At 53.5% G+C, this 19,526-nt stretch carries 11 protein-coding genes and 1 pseudogene; all 12 read right to left on the reverse strand.

Going from position 1 to position 19,526, the window contains the following annotated elements; genetic code table 11:
• Window positions 1–83: 83 nt before the first annotated feature.
• Window positions 84–3,218: a T9SS type A sorting domain-containing protein gene (locus EU557_RS25355; RefSeq protein ID WP_167855038.1), complete on the reverse strand. Its 3,135-nt coding sequence runs from the start codon at window positions 3,216–3,218 to the stop codon at window positions 84–86.
• A 3,098-nt stretch (window positions 3,219–6,316) separates the two neighbouring features.
• The gene (locus EU557_RS00380; RefSeq protein ID WP_342588206.1) at window positions 6,317–6,742 is read right to left on the reverse strand and encodes a hypothetical protein; all 426 of its coding nucleotides are present in this window, start codon (window positions 6,740–6,742) and stop codon (window positions 6,317–6,319) included.
• Window positions 6,714–6,902 (reverse strand): annotated as a pseudogene (locus tag EU557_RS26070) (beta-L-arabinofuranosidase domain-containing protein); the annotation flags it as partial. The pseudogene EU557_RS26070 and the gene EU557_RS00380, both read right to left, overlap by 29 nt.
• Before the next feature lie 204 nt (window positions 6,903–7,106).
• Window positions 7,107–7,343 carry a hypothetical protein gene (locus EU557_RS00390; protein ID WP_135528448.1) on the reverse strand — a complete coding sequence of 79 codons (237 nt, stop codon included), beginning with the start codon at window positions 7,341–7,343 and terminating at the stop codon, window positions 7,107–7,109.
• Between the two features lie 63 nt (window positions 7,344–7,406).
• Window positions 7,407–8,960, reverse strand: a complete 1,554-nt coding sequence (locus EU557_RS00395) for an NPCBM/NEW2 domain-containing protein (protein WP_135528449.1) — start codon at window positions 8,958–8,960, stop codon at window positions 7,407–7,409.
• Window positions 8,961–9,059: 99 nt separating this feature from the next.
• Complete coding sequence (locus EU557_RS00400) at window positions 9,060–10,760, reverse strand: sodium:solute symporter family transporter (protein ID WP_135528450.1); 1,701 nt, start codon at window positions 10,758–10,760, stop codon at window positions 9,060–9,062.
• Window positions 10,761–10,946: 186 nt separating this feature from the next.
• Window positions 10,947–12,437 (reverse strand): L-arabinose isomerase, encoded by a 1,491-nt coding sequence (gene araA / locus EU557_RS00405; protein ID WP_135528451.1) that lies wholly within the window; start codon window positions 12,435–12,437, stop codon window positions 10,947–10,949.
• 115 nt (window positions 12,438–12,552) lie between these two features.
• Entirely contained in the window at window positions 12,553–13,254 is a 702-nt protein-coding gene (locus EU557_RS00410) for an L-ribulose-5-phosphate 4-epimerase (RefSeq protein ID WP_135528452.1), read from the reverse strand.
• Complete coding sequence (locus EU557_RS00415) at window positions 13,251–14,957, reverse strand: ribulokinase (protein ID WP_135528453.1); 1,707 nt, start codon at window positions 14,955–14,957, stop codon at window positions 13,251–13,253. Before EU557_RS00415 ends, EU557_RS00410 begins: the two co-directional genes overlap by 4 nt.
• 97 nt (window positions 14,958–15,054) lie before the next feature.
• Window positions 15,055–16,272, reverse strand: a complete 1,218-nt coding sequence (locus EU557_RS00420; RefSeq protein WP_245326131.1) for an aldose epimerase family protein — start codon at window positions 16,270–16,272, stop codon at window positions 15,055–15,057.
• A 320-nt stretch (window positions 16,273–16,592) separates the two neighbouring features.
• Window positions 16,593–18,308 (reverse strand): family 43 glycosylhydrolase, encoded by a 1,716-nt coding sequence (locus tag EU557_RS00425; protein WP_135528454.1) that lies wholly within the window; start codon window positions 18,306–18,308, stop codon window positions 16,593–16,595.
• Between the two features lie 50 nt (window positions 18,309–18,358).
• A complete protein-coding gene (locus EU557_RS00430) occupies window positions 18,359–19,522 on the reverse strand; it encodes a glycoside hydrolase family 43 protein (RefSeq protein WP_342588208.1) in 1,164 nt (387 codons plus the stop codon).
• Window positions 19,523–19,526: the final 4 nt, after the last annotated feature.

A 19,526-nucleotide genomic window follows, 5' to 3' on the forward strand; every position in this document is an offset into this window, starting at 1 on the left:
AGCATATGCTACCCATAAAGAAAGCCCCTGCTGAAACAGCAAGGGCTTTTTGTTGCAACATGTAAAGTGTGTGAGAAATTAGGCTAGTTGGCGATGGTGATGCGCTTGTTCTCCACCTTCCCATCCGTCAGCAAACGGAAGAAGTAGAAACCATTCGGTAGGTTTTTGCGGTCAAATTCCACGTTCTGCTCTTCGCCGGCACCTACAACCCCATCATACAGCGTAGCTACCTGACGGCCCAGGCCATCAAACACTACTACTTGTACCTTGCCGGCCTTCTGAGCCCGGAAGTGAACAGTACCACGGTCTACTAACGGCATTGGATAGACTTCCAGCAGGTTGCTGGCATCCTTTACCAATAAAGTATTTGGGTCAGTACTCACAATTGAACTAACGCTAACTGCTGTTATCGGGGTAGTCGTGGAGCTAGTGCCAGTGACACAAACTACATCCTTGGGACCTTCTAGATCCCTTAAGACTGTTTTGGTTTCATTCCATTTGCTTGAATACCAAATACCACCATTGCTACGGTACACAGTAATTGCAAGTCTGTCGACTTGATCAGTAGCTACGGTTGGGTTGTCTTTTCCGTCATACATTTCAAGCTGCATGGTGCAGTTGCCTTCTAGGCTTTGGGCTACCCCGTCAACAATCTCAGAGATATTAGCCTTGCTGCTGAACTGAGCTGTTGGATTCTTGGTAGCAAGAACTGAAATGGCATTACTCTTCAGCTGATAAGTATGCGGGACATCAGTCAGATTACCATTGCGGTCATACTTACTGTATACCGTAATCTCAGCACCACCCTGCGGGTTCTTCAAACTCTTATTGTATTGGACGTAGAAAGCAAAGTTTGACGATCCTTTAATGTAGCCTGACGAGCCCTCATTGCTGAATTTGCCGCCACCCACAATCTGACCACCAGGCGTAGGTACTGCTACCGTTACCGGCTTATCAGTCGATTGGTCATTCACGCTTTTGTAGTTACCACTTACAACCACCGCAATATTCAGAATAGTGGTAGAGCCACTAATGCTGTACTGCACATTAGTTGCTGCAGTACCTGTTGTCAGATCACTCGGATCAACTAATCCAACAGGCAGGTTTTGGGCACCGTTAATCGGAGTAAGCGTGGCGCTGGTGCCTGTACCAGTACGAATGAAGAACGACACTCTTGCTGTCCGGATATCACCATCATAGTTGGAGTTGGTCTTCAAAGTGGAGACAAGATTCAGAGTAGTAGTGTTGCTGGCTGAACTTGTCGTCCAATAGAAGCTTGACCCAGTGTAGTACGTATCAGCAAGTGGGTTAATAGTTTGTTTGTTCACCGTCAAGCTCACCGTTGCTACAGCTTCCTTATAGTTGTCGGTAGCAGCGGCTGTAACCGACAAGACACGAGTGCCGGCATCCAGTACAGTGCCTGTTCCAGGCGTGTAGGTCAGCGCACCTGGAGCGGAGCCGCCAGACACACCGGCTACTGTAGCATTGAGTTGCGCATCACTCAGCTTGGTGCCATAAGTGATGGCGGCTGGAGCACTCCAGCTGATCAGCTGATCAGCTTTGTTCACCATTAAGCTCACGGTCTTAACAGCTTGATTGTAGTTGGGAGTTTCGGCGGCGGTTACTGTTAGCGTGTACTTTCCTACATTAAGCAATGTGCTGGCTGCCGGATCATAGCTCAGAGTCCCGGTAGAAGCACCACCGTTTACTCCACTTACTGTAGCGTTCAACTGGATCGTGCTCAGCTTAGTACCATAGGTGATAGCCGCTGGATCACTCCAGCTAATGGTCTGCGTGCCTTTGGCTACTGCGAAAGAGCGGACCACAGCCTCGGCCGCCTGGTAATTAGCGGTGCCGGCTTGGGAAGCGGTAACCGTAACCGTGCCTGCACCCGTTAGGTGCAGCGTGCTGCCGCTGAGCGTAGCCGGACCCGCAACCGAGAAGCTCACCGTACCGGCGGGTGCAGTTGCTGTCAAGTTGAAGTCGGCATCTCCATACGTCTTATCAGTCACTTCCGAGAAGCTGATGGTCTGCGGTGCCTGGTTCACCGTTAAGTTGACGGTTTTCTCGGCTTTGTTGTAGTTGTCAGTTGCTGCTGCCGTAACCTTCAGAGTGCGCGTGCCGGCATCCAGCAAGGTGCCGATGGCTGGGTCGTAGCTCAATACTCCATTGCCCGTAGTAAGGCTGGCGTTGAGTTGCACATCACTTAGCTTAGTGCCGTAGGTGATGGCGGTAGGATCATTCCAGCTGATCACCTGATCGGCTTTGTTGACCGTCAAAGACACAGTTTTTACTGCTTTGTTGTAGTTACCAGTAGCAGCTGCTGTAACAGTTAAGGTGCGTGTACCTGCGTCCAGAAGAGTTCCAACTTCAGGATCATATGTCAGCGCACCTACTGCTGATCCCTCATCTACTCCGGCCACAGTAGCATTCAATTGAGCATCACTCAGCTTAGCGCCGTAAGTGATAGGAGTAGGCGCAGTCCAGCTAATGATCTGATTAGCTTTGTCTACAATTAGAGTGACAGTTTTGACAGCTGCGTTGTAGTTGTCGGTTTGAGCAGCGTTTACTGTCAGCGTGTAAGTGCCTGCATCAAGTAAAGTGCCCGCGACAGGCTCGTAAGTGAGGGCACCGGCGGGAGCCCCATTTACTACTCCGGCCAGGGTGGCATTGAGCTGCGTCGTGCTCAGCTTGGTGCCGTAAGTGATGGCTGCTGGTGTCGTCCAGCTAATGGTTTGCGTGCCTTTTGCTACCGCAAAAGAACGTTCCACCTCATCGGCCGCAGTGTAGTTGCTGTTGCCCGCTTGCGTGGCTGTAACCGTGACGGTGCCAGCGCCGGTCAGGTGCAGCGTGCTGCCACTCAGCGTAGCCGGACCCTTAACTGTGAAGCTCACCGCTCCCGCTGGAGCGCTAGCCGCCAAGCTAAAGTCAGCATCTCCATATGTTTTGTTCGCTAGTTCCGAGAAGCTGATGGTCTGTGGCGCCTTGTCTACTGTCAACGACACCGTTTCGACTGCTTTATTATAGTTGTCAGTTGCAGCAGCCGTAACCTTTAGAGTGTGGGTACCGGCATCGAGCAAGGTGCCGACGGTTGGGTCGTAGCTCAATGCTCCATTGCCGGTGGTGAGTGTGGCATTGAGCTGAGCGTCGCTCAGCCTAGCTCCATAAATTATGGCGGTAGGATCACTCCAGCTAATCACCTGATCGGCTTTGTTCACTAGCAGCACACCGTTTGGTGTTGTGCTGCTAATACCGTAAGCTTCATAGCCAAGGAAAACAGCTTTTATGCTATGGCTGATCGTAGCACTGGATGCGTTCAGGGCACTAGGGTTATACGTGTAGGTAGCATTTCCATCAGCGTTCAATGCTCCAGATCCTACTAGGGTGTTATCAACATAGAAGTCAACAGAGCCACCACCTGGGTACGGAGTAACTTTCGCTGCTAGCACAACAGCTGTAGAGCCATAAATAGTCTGAGCGTCAGCAACCGTTGTGGCAGTTGCAATCTGGTCTAGGTTAATTACCACTTCTGATGCTGATGACCCACACGAAGCAGTGCTGATAGTCCAACGAAGCGTATAGCTTTTACCTGCAATTCCGCTGAAGGTTGAAGTTGGGTTTGATGGCTCGTCAATGATACCTCCATCGCCATTAACAACAGACCAAGCACCTGTGCCAACTGAGGGAACATTAGCTGCTAGCGTTGCAGACGATCCTGCAACGGTTTGAGTAGAACCAGCATCCGCCACGGTTGGCGTAGGGTTGACGGTTACTGACACCGCCTTAATATCAGAACAGTCGTTGTTTGTTGCCTTGATATAATAAGTGCCGCTTGCAGCTACAGCGCTCGGATTGCTGAGAGCAGTAGTAGCATCTGAGTTAATCCAGTAAGTCAGGGCAGAGCCACTAGGTAGCGTACTACCTGACGTGACGGCAGCAGTTGTAAGATCAACGGTAGCCGGGGCACATATGGCCACTGGATTAGTAATAGTTAATAGAGGCGTCGGAGTTACAGTGACCTTAGTAACGGGGGAAGTAGCTATACAGCCACTTGCATTCCTAATCGTAACGGAATAGTTGCCGCCGGTACTTACCGTAATGGCTTGCGTAGTTGCGCCATTGCTCCACTCGTAGCTTACACCTGCAGAAGCGGTTAGTGTTACTGAACCACCAGTACAGAAAATAGTTGAGCTATTGGCGCTTATTAAGGCAGTTGAGGCGGTGGGCTGTGCCTGTAGGGAACCGGTGGTGGCCACAGAGGAGCAGCCTGTACCAATCTTATACGTGATGCTGTAAGAACTACCGGCAACTAGGTTACTGAAGGTCGGACTGTTCTGGTATACACCACCATTTAGGCTATAAGTGTAGCCTTGACCTGTAGGGGAGCTGACAGTAATGCTACCCGTGCTGGTCGTGCACGTCGGCTGCGTTACATTTACAGTTGGCGCTGTGGGGGCGGTGGGCTGTGCCTGTAGCGTACCACTGGTTGCCACAGAGGGACAACCTGTACCGATCTTATAGGTGATACTGTAGGTACTGTTAGCAGCTAGGCCAGAAAATACACCTGTTGTGTTGTTGTAGTTGACGCCGTCGTTGCTGTAGGTGACGCCTGTAGCCGGAGCCGGTGTGCTGACAGTAACGCTGCCTGTGCTGGTCGTGCACGTTGGCTGCGTTACATTTACAGTTGGCGCCGTGGGGGCGGTGGGCTGTGCCTCTAAGGTACCGGAGGCGGCTACAGAAGGACAGCCCCCGTTGATTTTGTAGGTGACGCTGTAAGAACTACCGGCAACTAGGTTATTGAAGGTCGGACTGTTCTGGTATACACCACCATTTAGGCTATAAGTGTAGCCTTGACCTGTAGGGGAGCTGACAGTAATGCTACCCGTGCTGGTCGTGCACGTCGGCTGCGTTACATTTACAGTTGGCGCTGTGGGGGTCGCGTTGATAGTGTAGCTGCTTGCAGTTTGACGACCTGTAATGGAGGGGGAAGTACTGATTACCCGAAAAAGATAAGAGCCAGTAGCTACATCTGATGGGAGAGTAACCGTAATCTTTAGTGTAGAGGAAGCATTATTTTGAGTAGAAATGTCATTTGGGAATGACGTTGTACTCGAAGCTATGTTTTTGAAAATTGGGGTGCCAGATGAAACTGCTAGTGCGATTTGTACAGTAAATGTTGAAGTACCACTAAACTTGGAGTTACCTGTTCCATTTATAGCTGTAAACGGCACATCAACGTTAGTTCCTGCGCAGAAGGGGCTACCTACAACAGCGTTTGTAGTAATCGTCTGGGCCGAAACCTGAGCGGCTAGGAGCAGCAGGAACAACAAGAACCCGTAGGCCTTAAAATGTATCCCGCGTTTTTGAGGATGTAAGAGTTTTTGCATAAGTGTGCTGAGTGGAAATGTATAATACTTTACTGCTGAAAAATCCAAAAATCAGTTAGTACTCATTACTACTCAGCTTCACACATATGAAGATTAGAGCTTCATGACACAACTATCATGAAGGCAATTTATTATAATTTTTCTCATATAAAATATCATAATAAATTATTTTATTGTTTTATATCAAGTTTTAATTCGCTTTATTATGGAATATAATTGGTTTGACCACAATATGATTATAACGCTATGGAAACGGTTCAAACGTGAGTTCTCAGGCTCAGATTCAGCTTCTCCAGTTATAAAAGTTATATTCTCACATTAAACAGCATACTGTTCAGCTTGCATTACTTTTACACCTCATTTCTAGGTCTTATGAGAAATAATAGGCCGTAGCCAGTTCTCTCCTCTTCACTGTAGCCCTTGCTTAAACCAAACCTGTGAAACATTTATATAATTATATTTAATGATACTGGGTACGCCCTTTGTCATTGAATGTACACGCATATCTTTTCACCTGTTAGCCTGTAACACTCCTGTTTCCTATACCTTGTAAGCATGTATATTCCAATAGTTGTAGCACACTGAAGATCAAGTTGGAAGGAATTTTACTAGGCAAAAATGTCATATTACTCGATCGTTCAATTCTTCGTTTTTCTTTGTCATTGTGTTTTAATCAGCTGCAGGGGGAAACACTCAAAGACTATGTGAGCAGAGGCCACAAAACAGTAGGGCCACGAGCACACGAAAGTGCACAAGTGGCCCCGTGATTTCCAGAAAGTGAAATTTATACAGTTGAGCTAATAAACACGTCAAAACTGAACTATTCAGTCATCCGACTGCTTAGATGACATGTTCATTAGGTTTTCAACGCACCTTCCCTAAATTTTTTGAAAGAAAATTTAGCTTTTTATTACTCCCTTATTTCAGTCCTACTTTCCAACAGTGACTTCTGAGGCTTTGCGGGAGATTAATTCTACATCTGTCAACTGCTGGGGAAACCATACTGTCATTTCACCTTTATCACGGTTTGCCCAGGTATAATAGGGTATGGCGCGCATCATGTAGGGTGTAGTACTAATGGAGTTGTTAGCTGCATCAACCTGTACGGCGTGCACCATGGCCTCAAGCTGCATAATGCCATTGAGTACCTCGGGCTGGTAGCTACTGGTGAAGTTAATAGCGGCCGGTACAATGATGTTGCTGGCTTTGCCGTTGTTATTTGCCCACTCAGCGCAATACACCACTGGGCCACGCTGCAGGGCTACTTTGTCTAGATCGTCCCTTACTTTGGGATTGCTACTACATGGCGTACCTCTATGGGCTGCTTCACTTCTTGGCCACTGACTGAGGCGCACGTTTCGTTGTAGGAGGTGATGTTGGGCAGCTCATAGTTTCCCCGAACCGCTCGCCGCCGGGCATGGCGCCGGTGCCACCCGTTACATATAGCTTCTTGCTTACCATATTTTGCCAGATGCTGTTCGCGGCGGACAGCATCTTCTGGTCTCCGGTAAGGGCGGCTACGTCGGCCTAGGTGCTCGGCGCGTACCGCGTCGCCTACGGCTTCCTTTTGGTCTAACTACGGGCTTATGATCTTGCCAGTAAAAGCCGTTTCTCCAAGCATCCTGACTTTTAGGGACACTATGGTATAGCTTGTGGAGTAGTTGCGCAGATGGGCATTACCCTTCCCGACCTCCTGCTGAGCCAAAAAGCAAAGAACTTCTATTTCTTGACCTTCGAAATGCGGTACAGCTTGGCCCCGTGCCGCCGGACATACGGGGCAAACTCGCCGGCAACCTGGCCTAGTTCCTTCCCCGTCCACAGGTCGCGGACGGTGCAGGGGCCCGAGAGGCCTAGCTGGGCAAAATTTATGGACACCTTAGCCGAGTCGGCCGGTATGGGACGGTATGGATTTTTGGTATAGACCAGGAACTGGATAGTACCGCCGGTATTCTGCACGGCCCCAGCATTATCGAGGCCTACGGTAGCCTGAAAGCGGGTATAGCCAGCGGGCAGGTCATATTAAATCATGGAATTGGAGTGGGTGCCAATGCCGCGCTCGTAGATCTTCCCCGCCACCATCAAATCAGCCCCCGACACGCTTTTGTTGGCCGTGACGCTCCCCCACCCCGCCGATGCGGTTTTCCAGGGCAGCGAGCTTAGCGAAACTGTGTTGCTGCCTTTGCTTACTACAGGATTGAGCCAGTCGGCATGGTCCCAGGCAATATCGTCACCGCCGTCGCGCACATTGAGGTAGAGCTTGGTGGCGCCTGTGATATCTACGTCTACAGTCTGGCTTTGGCCGGGTGTTTGGCGGGTAATGATGGAGCTGGCCCAAGCTGCTTCGTTAGATGGAGCCAGTTCTTGGTCTTGGGCGTTGAATAGGGCTAGGAATTTGTCACCGGTTTTAGGGTCGTCGGCGGTCCAGGCAATGAGGTTACCCTGGCGGAAAAGCTGGCGGTTGTGGGTGCTGTTGTGGTGCAGGGCCAGCACATCTTTGTTGGTAAGTAGGGAGAGCGTGAAAGCATCGTTGCTGGGCAGGTCGCCGCCGAACATGAGCGGGGAGCGGAAGATGCTCCACAGGCTCATGAGTGTGTACTGCTCGTCGCGGGTGAAGCGGGTCATGCGGTCGTCAACGCGCTCAGCCCGAAGTCCCAGGCGACCCAGCGGCAGCATGTCGGCATCGGGGAAGGCACCCTGCCGGATGTAGGGCGACCAGCGGTTGCACACCTCAAAGTGTTCCTTCAGTTGCTCCCAGCTGTCCCAGAAGTCGCCGACTGTCCGCCAAATATTCGCGTTGGCCTGTACGTGCTTGGCTTCGGCAATAGGCGTTTCGCCGGGAGAGGTGCTGAGCACAATCTTGCGGCCCGAAAGGTCAATGGCCTTGCGGATCATCTCCACCTCGGGCTTGTGGTACGGCGACGACAGATCATCGACCTTCACGAAATCAACGCCCCAGGAAGCGTAAAGCTTGAACAAAGAGTTGTAGTAATCTTGGGCCCCTGGCCTACCGGCTACCACCGTGTACATATCGTGGAGCCAGCCGGCCTGCGCTTCCTTGGAGTAAATATCGGCGGCCGTGGCCTTGCTCCCCAAAACGGGTAGCTTGCGCTGCACCGCCACTACCGGCACCCCGCGCATAATGTGGATGCCAAACTTCAGGCCTTTAGCGTGCATGTAGTCAGCCAGCGGCTTGAAGCCCTTCCCTCCTGCCGCCGATGGAAAACGGTTTACCGCTGGTATAAATCGTCCGTAGGCATCGAGGTTAAAAGCGGGGTCTTTCTCGTTGTAGCCGTGGGCGGTATCGTTGCCCACGTACCACCGGATATCTACCACCACATACTCCCAGCCACTGCTTTTGAGGTAACGGGCCATGTAGTCGGCGTTGGCTTTCACCTCGGCTTCCGTCACGGTGGGGCCGTAGCAGTCCCAGCTGTTCCAACCCATGGGCGGTGTGAGAGTCCACTCGTGGAAGTCGGATGTGGCTGGAGCTTTCTGGGCGGCTACGGGTAGCCCTGCTAGGCCACTCAGCAGGGCCAGCCCCAGCAACGAGGTACGGGATGATAGAGACAGCATGGTAGTAGATAAAAAGACAAACGGGAGCGAGACTATGTGTCTGCGCTCCCGTTTGCGTAGCGTTTGTGAGCTGCTCGACACCCAGCAGCTAGGCCACTGTTACCAGAACTTCACGTACAAAGCCGTTAGCATCAGCATCGTAATCACGATAAGGGACATGGTTTGGGCGCTCACCCGGAACATGCCGGGGTTAAGCTGAATGGCCCGGGGGTTAACCACTGGCCCGGCCAAGCTCACGCCCACCATCAATACCATGGTAATGGCGAAGGATAGGCCCATGCAAATCAGGAAGGGAATCTCGTAGGCCCCTCTCCCATTTGGGAAAGCCGTGTACAACAGGGTTTCCGTGCCGAGCACCGTGGGTGCGTAGTTGTTGAAGAACACCGACAACACGAAGCCCGCCAGAATACCCACAATACCGGCCGTGGCTGTGGTCCGCTTCCAGAACATACCCAGCAGGAACACCGCTAGAATACCGGGCGAGATAAAGCCAGTGTACTTCTGAATAAACTGGAAGCCGCCCTCACCGCCAATGCCCAGCAGATCTTTCCAAGTCATGGCCACACTCAGCACCACGGCGGCCAGAATGGTTAGGCGGCCTACCCATACCTGCTTCTTCTCGGTAGCGTCCTTGTTCAGGTAGCGCTTGTAGATATCGAGGGTGAAGATGGTGGAGATGGAGTTTACCTTGCCCGCCAGCGAGGCCACAATAGCCGCCGTCAGGGCCGCCATGCTCAAGCCCTTCAGGCCATTGGGCAGAAAGGTGAGAATAGCTGAGTAAGCGTTATCGGAGTTAAATGCCCCCGTGGAGGACATTTCTGCCTGCAGGCTGCCGTTTTTGTAGAGCACATAGGCTGCAATGCCGGGCAGCATCACAATCACGGGCATCATCAGCTTCAGCATTCCCGCGAACAGGATGCCAGTGCGCGCTGTGTGCAGGTCGGCCCCGAGGGCACGCTGGGTAATGTACTGGTTACAGCCCCAGTAGTTGAGATTCACAATCCACTGGCCGGCGAAGTACATGGCAATGCCGGGCAGGGCCAGGTACTTGTCTATTTCCACCTGCGGAGTAGCTTGGGTGGGCTTGTCGAAAATCATTTTAAAGTGGTCGGGGGCTTTATCCATCAGGGCATTGAAACCCGTTAGGGCGCCACCGCCCAAGCCGAATTTTTCGCTTACCAGCGTCAGAGCGATGTAGGTTGTCACTAGTCCACCCACTACCAGCACTATCACCTGAATCACGTCGGTGTAGCCCACCACCTTCATACCGCCGATGGAAATCAGCAGCGAGAAAATGGCCAGCAGCACAATGATGATGTGGAAGGTGTCGCCGCCAATGAGGTTGCTCAAGGCCAGCGCGCCCAGGTACAGAATAGAGGTCAGGTTAACCAGCACGTACAGAAACAGCCAGAAAATGCTCATAATCAGGCTGAGCGTGGAGTTGTAGCGCTGCTCCAGAAACTGCGGCATCGTGAAGATTTTGTTCTTCAGATACACCGGCATAAAGAACACGGCCACAATAATCAGCACCACTGCCGCCACCCACTCGTAGGCGGCCACGGCCACGCCCACTTTAAAGCCGGAGCCAGACATACCGATAAACTGCTCGGCGGAAATGTTGGAGGCAATCATACTTGCCCCAATGGCCCACCACGTCAGGGAGCCTTCGGCCAGAAAGTAGTCTTTGGTGCTTTGCTCGGCCTTTTGCTTGCTCTTATAGATGTAAAACCCGTAGGACGAAACCCCAATCAGGTACACGAAAAAGACAATCAGGTCGAGCGTAGTAAGGTTATTACGCATGGAGTAGAGGTGGGAAGCGCTACGTGGGAAGCGGGTTGACTGTGGTTGGAGGGAGCCGAAAGTAACGGCATGCGGGTGCCCACCGAGGTAGCTCGCGTGCGGCCGTTGCAGCGGTCCTTGGATTGCACGCGAGCTACTTCAGAAGCACTCAATCAGAAAGTTGCAGACTTGGATGCCTTTACTGGCCTAGCGCTGGCTAAAGGCCACGTCGTTATAGCGCAGCTCGTTTTTGAAGGTGCGCAGCTTGGTTTCGTCGTCGATGATTACGTATTCGATACCGGCCATTTCCGCGAAGTCCTCGAGGTACTCGGCGGTCAGGTTCTGGCTGTAGCCGGTGTGGTGAGCACCGCCGGCGTAAATCCAGGCAGCGGCACCCACGCTCAGGCTGGGCTTCACTTTCCAGAGTACGCGGGCTACGGGCAGCTTGGGCAAATCCTGCTCCGGCGCCACGGCTTCCACTTCATTTACAATCATGCGGAAGCGGTGGCCTAGATCCACGATGGTCGCGTTTAGAGCCGGGCCAGCGGGGCAGTTAAACACTAAGCGGGCTGGGTCGGCCTTACCGCCAATGCCCAGGGGGTGCACTTCTACTTTCGCTTTGCCTTCGGCGATGGTGGGGCAGATTTCCAGCATGTGCGAGCCGAGTACCTGCTCGTTGCCGGGCTGGAAGTGGTAGGTGTAGTCTTCCATAAAGGAATTACCGCCGGGTAGGCCACTGCCCATCACTTTCATGGCGCGCACCAGGGCCGAGGTTTTCCAGTCGCCTTCGCCGCCGAAACCGTAGCCCTCGGCCATCAGGCGCTGGGTAGCAATGCCGGGCAATTGGGCCATGCCGTGCAGGTCCTCGAAGGTATCGGTGAACCCGATGGCCTTGGTGTCCTGCAGGAACTTGCGCAAGCCTGCTTCAATCTTGGCGGCTTCGCGCAAAGACTCGCGCTGGCTGCCACCTTCTTTCAGGTCAGCGGCCAACTCGTATTCCTGCTCATAAGTGGCCAGCAGCTCGTTTACCTGCTCGTCGCTTACCTCATTGATAACGGCCACCAGGTCGCCGATGCCATAGGTGTTCACCGAGTAGCCAAACTTCAGCTCGGCTTCTACTTTGTCGCCTTCGGTTACGGCTACGTAGCGCATGTTGTCGCCGAAACGGATGATGCGGGCACCCTGCCAGTCGGCCCAGGCGCTGGCCGCGCGGGCCCAGATGCTGAGGCGCTCGTGTACGTCGGCACTCTGCCAGTGGCCTACCACCACCTTACGCTTCAGGCGCATGCGGGCCCCAATAAACCCAAACTCCCGGTCGCCGTGCGCCGACTGGTTGGTGTTCATGAAGTCCATGTCGATGTCGCCCCACGGAATGTCGCGGTTAAACTGGGTGTGCAGGTGAGCCAGGGGCTTTTGCAGAATCTTCAGGCCGTTGATCCACATTTTGGCCGGCGAGAAAGTGTGCATCCAGGCAATCAGGCCCACGCAGTTGGGCGTAGTATTAGCTTCCTGCACCAGCTTGGTAATGCCATCGGGGCCAGTCAGCACATCCTTGTAGACGATTTTGATGGGCAGCGCCTGGCCTAGCGCCTCGGCAATCTGCTGAGAGTGCTGGGCTACTTGCTCCAGTGTTTCGGGGCCGTACAGGTGCTGGCTGCCTGTGATAAACCAGGCTTCGTAGTTCGAAATGTCAATCATGATATCGGAGGTAAAAACCTTGAGGAGGTTTAGAAAATCGATTGTGAAGATGAGCACATAAAAATGCAGTGTTAGTGCCCGTCCTCAGCTGAGGACGGGCACTAACACTGCATTTTTAGCTTTGTCCGTAATAGGAATTTGCACCGTGCTTGCGCTCATAGTGCTTCTGAATAAGGGCTTCTTTCAGGCGCGGCACATCGGGGCGGAGAGTGCAGCTGAGGTAGGCCATGCGGGCCACCTCTTCCAGCACAGCGCTGTGGTAGACGGCTTTTTCCACGGTCTTGCCCCAGGTGAAGGGCGCATGGTTGCTGAGCAGTACCATCTCCACTTCCTCGGGCGAGAGGCCGCGGCGCTGAAACTCGTTGATGATCTGCCAGCCAGTTTGGTGCTCATAGTCGCCCGCAATCATGTCGTCGGACATGGGCGGCGCGCACGGAATGTCGGCGGTGAGGTGGTCGGCGTGGGTGGTCCCCAGAATCGGGATATCCAGTTGCGCCTGTGCCCAAGCCGTGGCATAGGTAGAGTGCGTGTGCACAATGCCGCCAATGTGCTCCCAGTGGCTGTAGAGCACGGCGTGGGTTTTGGTATCCGACGAGGGGCGTTTCGAGCCTTCTACAATGTTGTTGGCGAAGTCAACGATAACGATATCCTCGGGCTTGAGTGTGGCGTAGGGCACACCGCTGGGCTTAATGGCAAACACCCGCCGCTCCCGGTCTACCACGCTGGCATTACCGAAGGTAAAAAGTACTAACCCCAGCTCGGGCAGCTGCATATTGGCCTGGTAGCAGGCCTGCTTTAATTCCTGAAACTGGCTCATGCTTGGTTTACCAATTCTGTTTCGGCTACTTCTCCGCCCCGCAGTTCGGTAGCGTGTTCAACATACTGCCCAAAGGCTTGGTACTGCTCGTAGCGGCGCTGGTAATCGGCCACGCGAGCCGGGTTGGGTTCATAGCTCTCAGCAAAACCGTTGCCCATAGCCTTCTGAGCCGTTACCACATCGGGGTGGATGCCGGCGGCTACGGCAGCGTACATGGCCGCACCCAACGCAGGCGCTTGATCCGACTCAGCCACCTTGATGGGGCGGTTCAGCACGTCGGCCAGGGTTTGCATCATGAAGGCCGACTTCTTGGCGACGCCGCCTAGGCCAATCACTTGCTTGATGGGAATACCTTCCTGCTCGAAGCGCTCCACAATTTGCTTAGAGCCGTAGCAGATGGCCTCCACCAGCGCCCGGAAAATGTGCGGTGCAGTGGTGCCCATGGTCAGGTTCATGATAGCACCCTTCAGCGCTTGGTTGGCGTCGGGGGTGCGGCGGCCGTTCACCCAATCCAGGGCCAACACGGCCGTTTCTTCGGGGTCGATGGCAGCGGCGGCTACGTTCAGCTCGGCCATTATCTTGTCGCTGAGCTCGGTGCGCAACGCTTGCTGCTGCTCCGCGCTCAACACCTGCGACTGGGGCAGCAACATACGCAGCGGCCACTCAATCACGCCCCTGAACCAGGCCAACAGGTCGCCCACGGCCGACTGCCCGGCCTCCAGGCCTAGCATGCCCGGAATTACGGAGCCATCCACCTGGCCGCAGATGCCCGGCACCAGCTTCCCTCCTACTTCCTGCATGGGTGCTACCACAATATCACAGGTAGAAGTGCCCATCACTTTCACCATGGAGTAGGCCTCAATTTCACCTGCTACGGCACCAGCGTGCGCATCAAACGAGCCCACGGCTACTACGGTATTGATAGTCAGGCCTAGGCGCTGAGCCCACTCTTCGGAGAGGTGGCCGGCTACTTCGTCGGCGGTGTAGGTTTCCTGGAACAGCCGCTCGCGTAGGCCACCCAGTTTGGGCTCAACCAGCGTCAGGAAATCTTCGGATGGCAGGCCACCCCAGTTCTCGTGCCACATGGCCTTGTGGCCTGCGGCGCAGCGGCTGCGCTTAAAGGAAGCCAGGTCGCCGCCGGTGAGCAGGAGCGTCAGCCAGTCGCAGTGCTCCATCCAAGAGTACGCCGCTTTTGCCACGGCTTCATCCTCCCGAACTACGTGGGCAATCTTGGCCCAGAACCACTCCGAGGAGTAGATTCCACCCTCAAACTGGGTGAAATCTTCCCCACCCCAGGTGCGGGCTTTTTCGTTGATTTCGGCGGCTTCAGGTAGGGCCGTATGGTCCTTCCAGAGCACGAACATGGCGTTCGGGTTTTCCTCGAAACCAGGCTTCAGCGCCAGCGCTACGCCGTTTTCATCAACGGGGCCGGGTGTAGAGCCCGTAGTGTCGATGGCTAGGCCTACAATTTGCGCAGTGGGCACATTCTGTGCCACTTGGCGCACCGTAGCCTCCAGGCCCTCAATGTGGTCGAGGGGGTGCTGGCGGAACTGGTTTTTGGCTGCGTTGCAGTAGCGCTGCTCTTTCCAGCGGGCGTAGTTGTGCACGGCTTGGGCTACTTCAGCGCCCGTGCGGGCATCTACTAGCAGGGCCCGCACAGAGTCGGTGCCATAGTCGATGCCGATGACGTAGGATGGATCCATGATGAGGTAATTCTTTGATATGCAGCCCGGCGCTGACGCCCCGGACCCAGGAGTTTTCTGTTGTAGTGGCCTAGCAGATCAGCTTACACTAGCCAGTCTAGCGGCGCACGCCAAACTGATAAGTAGTCGATGATTGCAGCGTTTGTCCTGGCTTCAGAATGGTAGTTGGGAAGCTAGGCTGGTTAGGTGAGTCGGGGAAGTGCTGGGTTTCCATGCAGAAGGCCGCATGCTTACCGTAGGTTAGGCCGTTTTTACCTTTGAGGGTGCCATCGAGGAAGTTGCCGGTGTAGAACTGCAGACCGGGCTCGGTGGTGCGTACTTCCATGGTGCGGCCTGTGGTGGGCTCATACACGGTGGCGGCGGTGTGCATGCCGCTGGTCTGGTTCAGAATCCAGTTGTGGTCGTAGCCGCCGGGCACTTGGGCAATCCGCTCCCCAATGGTGTGAGGAGTGGTAAAGTCAAAGGGCGTACCCTTCACAGCTCGTAGCTCGCCGGTCGGAATCAGGCCCGCATCCACCACGTTGTAGCGGTCGGCGGCAATGGTTACCTCGTGGCCCAAAATGTCGGGCTTCTGACCTAGCGCCAGGTTGAAGTAGGCGTGGTTGGTGAGGTTAACGGGCGTGGCTTTGTCGGTGGTAGCCGAGTAGTCAATCTTCAGCGCGTCGTCGTTGGTGAGGGTGTAGGTTACCGTCACGTTCAGGTTGCCGGGGTAGCCCTCTTCCCCATCTTTGCTCAGGTAAGTGAGCTTCAGGGTCTGGCCATCGGCGGACGTGCCGGGCTCCGCCTGCCACACTACTTTATCGAATCCCTTTTTGCCACCATGCAGGGTGTTCTCGCCGTTGTTTTTGGCCAAAGTGTAGTGCTTGCCGTCGAGCGTGAACTTGCCGCCTTTGATGCGGTTGCCGTAGCGCCCAATCAGCGCCCCGAAATACGGACCGGACTTCACAAACTCAGGGCTCTGGTAACCGCTCACGTTATCAAACCCTAGCACAACGTCGCCCAACTTACCATCCTTGTCGGGCACCATCAGGCTGGTGATGGTACCACCGTAATTGCTGATGCTCACTTTCAGGCCATGGGCATTGGTGAGGGTAAAGAGCTGCACTTCGGTACCCTCGGTGGTTTTGCCGAAAGAGGCGGATGTAGGCGCCGTGTTGGTCGTACCGGTAGCGGTCTGGGTAGAGTCGGTCATAGTCTGAGAGGCTCCGGCAGCCTGCTCCGTTGAAGCCGATTGATTGCATCCAACTAGGAGTAGCAGGCTAGCTAGGCCAGTGACACTGCCTGTTAGGATGCCGGCACGAGAAATAGTGGTCATGAGCACGAGAGTTGGGAAATTTTGAAGGAGTAGGTTGAAACGATGAGAGCTGCTAGAAAAGGCTACTTCAGTCAGTAGGTGTGTCAGTAGTGCATTTTACACAACTGGTCCACAGCCAAATACCTGGCTTCAACAGTCCAGCCAGTTACTCTAATGACATAGATACCTGCTGAAACGGTGTGTAAAGTAGAAAATCATTTCGAATTTACACAATCGTTTGTGTGCACTGCCTTCTTTCTAGCTAAATCGATTTGCCCGTCTTATTTCGAATGCCTGCTCTAATTGAGCGTGTTTCCAACTTTCCCAAATTGGTGAAAGCGCTAGAGTACTACCAGTTTCTGACTTGTAGCTAACTCACCGCGCCGAACCTCTACCTGGTAAACGCCTGGTTGCAAGGCGGCATCTATGGTAAGGGTAGCAAGCTGTTTGCTGAACTCACGACGGTACACAACGGCACCTTTCAGATCAGTTACCACAATCTGCGTGGCCTCTCCTACTTTCTGACTTCCCAATTCCACAGTGAATCCTCGCGTTGAGGCAGGTTGAGGATACACGCTTATCCCCGTCAGAATTTTTCGGTTAGCACTAGCCAGCACGCCTACATTGGTGAGCGACCACCGCTGACAAGTGCAGCCATTGTAGTCCCAGAGGCCTAGCTGTTGCCCGGCAGTGGTAGAGGCATTCGGTACTTCTACTACTCTGTTACCATTGGCTGAGGCAAAAACAAGTGTCCCGTCATTTGCGCGGTCAATTGTAAAGCGTTGGCAGGCAGTACCTGTGTAGGTGTCTAGCTGCAACTTAGCTCCGGCAGCGGCCGAGCAACCAGCTACATTAGCCGCTAGGCCACCCAAGGCATTGGTAATCTTATACTCGCCATCGCCTAGTGCCGCAAAGTCCCAGCGCTGGCAATTCAGGCCTGCAGGCGTGCCTTGCGCCACCATCTGGCCGGCTACTCCTGTGCACCCCCAGGCATCCCAAACGAGGTTGCTGTTTTGGCTTTTAATTTCGTAACGCCCGGCCGCCACCCAGTCGCGGCTAACGCTAGGCCACCCTGCGCTAGTCCAGGTAAGCTTAGCTAGGCCTAGCTTAGGAGCTCCGTTGTCTTCTCCATCATAGTAATGATGCGAGAAGTAGCTTACTCCACCTTCTTCAAAAATGCCGGTGTGACCAGGTCCTACATAACGACCGGAAACATTCAACACTAGGGTTCCCCCCCCGCTGTTCAGGCTGACACCGTTCTGGTCCAGGAAAGGACCAGTGGGTGCCGTAGAGCGCCCCACCACAATATAGTAGGTGCTGTTGACGCCATTGCAGCAGGCTCCTCGGTTTATGAAGAGGTAATAATAGCTGCCGTTTTTGGTAAGATATGCCGCCTCCGGGTTTTCATTAGCCACAGCATACGTAGTGCTGCCTAAGGGTTTACCTGTAGTGGCATTAAGTTGAGTCATGCGGATACCACCGAAGAAAGAACCGTAGGTAAACCAAACGTCATTGTTGGCATCTCGAAATACGGCCGGATCAATGGCATTAACGTCGCTGCTGCTATTGGTAGAAACTACTTCTCCCTGATCTTCCCATTTATAGTTTGGGCTAGCTGGGTCCAGCGTCATATTAGTTGCTAGGCCTATTGCCGATACCTTGGAGCCAAACGTAGAGCAGGAATAATAGAGGTAATACTTCCCATTCATGAAAATGCACTCAGGTGCCCAGAAGTCGCCTGTGAAGCCTGGTACTTTGGTGGTGATCCAACTCGGGTAGGTGTTATTTGCAAATACTGCTCGAGGGCTCGGCGTCCAGTTTATTAGGTCCGTTGAGTACATGTTGTAAATGCCTCGTCCGGTGGCGAAAATCCAATATTTATTGCCCTCCTTCACAATGTTGGAAGGATCGTGCACGCCCGTAAAGCCCTGGAGTGCATAGGCATTGGCGCTAGGCCACCCCAGCAGCACAAAAAGTAATACCCCAAGCTGTAGCAGCCGCCGAAGCGTGCCCCCCTTCATCGGTGCTTGTATGCATGTAAGTAGGTTTTCGGACATAGTTGGTGGGTTTTGACAGGAAAAGCTCTAGATCTTTGGGTTGATTGACGCTACTCTCCGCTTGGCTTGGCAAGCGGCGTACTAATAGCAACTGGTATCCCGAAATTGGGCGTACCATCGGTATTCCACGTAAACTTCTGCATGCGCGGGTTACGCTTCTCTACGCACCCCTCATTAGGGTTTGAGTTGGCATGGTAGATAATCCAATCCTCTTGTCCATCCTTGGATTTGAAGAAGGAATTATGACCGGTTGCATAAGCCCGGTTGCCCGGGTTCTGCGAAAAGATAGGCTTGTCTGATTTTTTCCAAGATGCCAGCAGCATAGGGTCGGCAGTTGCATCAGCGGTGAGCAGGCCTAGAGTGTACTGATCGGTACCGCAAAAGCTGGCTGAATACACTAGGAAGGTTTTGTTGCCGTGTTTCAGAATTTCTGGCCCTTCGTTCACGTAAGGTGGCCCCACGTTTTCCCATGCGTACTCGGGGTGTGAGAGTTCAACCCGCGGCCCTACCAGTGTCCAGGGGTTGCTCATTTGGGAAATATAAATGCGCTGAATAGCATCTATGCCGTTATGCCCAGACCAGATAAAGTAGCGTTTACCATTCTGCTCTAGCACAGTACCATCAATAGCCCAAAAGTCTTCGGGCGAGCTAAAGATTCGGCCCTTGTCAACCCAGGTTCCGGTAGTTGGGTCAGCAGCAGAATTCTCCAATACCCAGGTTCGCTGCCGACCTAAATCAGTTCCCGCAGGCCCAGCGGAGTAATAGATATACCATTTCCCATCCAGAAAGTAGAGTTCAGGTGCCCATAAGTTGCCAGAAGCATTTCCGCTACCAGGAGGAGACCATACTGTTTTGCTGACTGTACTGCCCAGGCTAGACATAGCTGCCGTTTTCCAGATAGCTAGTCTATCATTCAGGGTATGCATGTAGTAGTAAAAACCATCTTTCTGGTATACCCATGGGTCAGGGCCAGAAGCTAGAAGTGGATTTACGAAAGTGGTACTTGTAGCAGGTGGCGTAACTACCGGGGGAACAAATGGTGCGGGCTTACTTTTCTGACACGCTGTACCAGCCACTAGCAACCACCCCAGTAGGCCATACGCCAAACACGAAGCTCTTCTCATAATAGGGTATCTAGAGAGTGATGGCTGGTGCCTGCATTGGAAGCAAAACAGCCGCTCCAGAACGGTGCCCGGAGCGGCTGTTTCCATCATTTCG

This window comes from Hymenobacter wooponensis, from assembly GCF_004745865.1.
GTDB lineage: Bacteria > Bacteroidota > Bacteroidia > Cytophagales > Hymenobacteraceae > Hymenobacter > Hymenobacter wooponensis.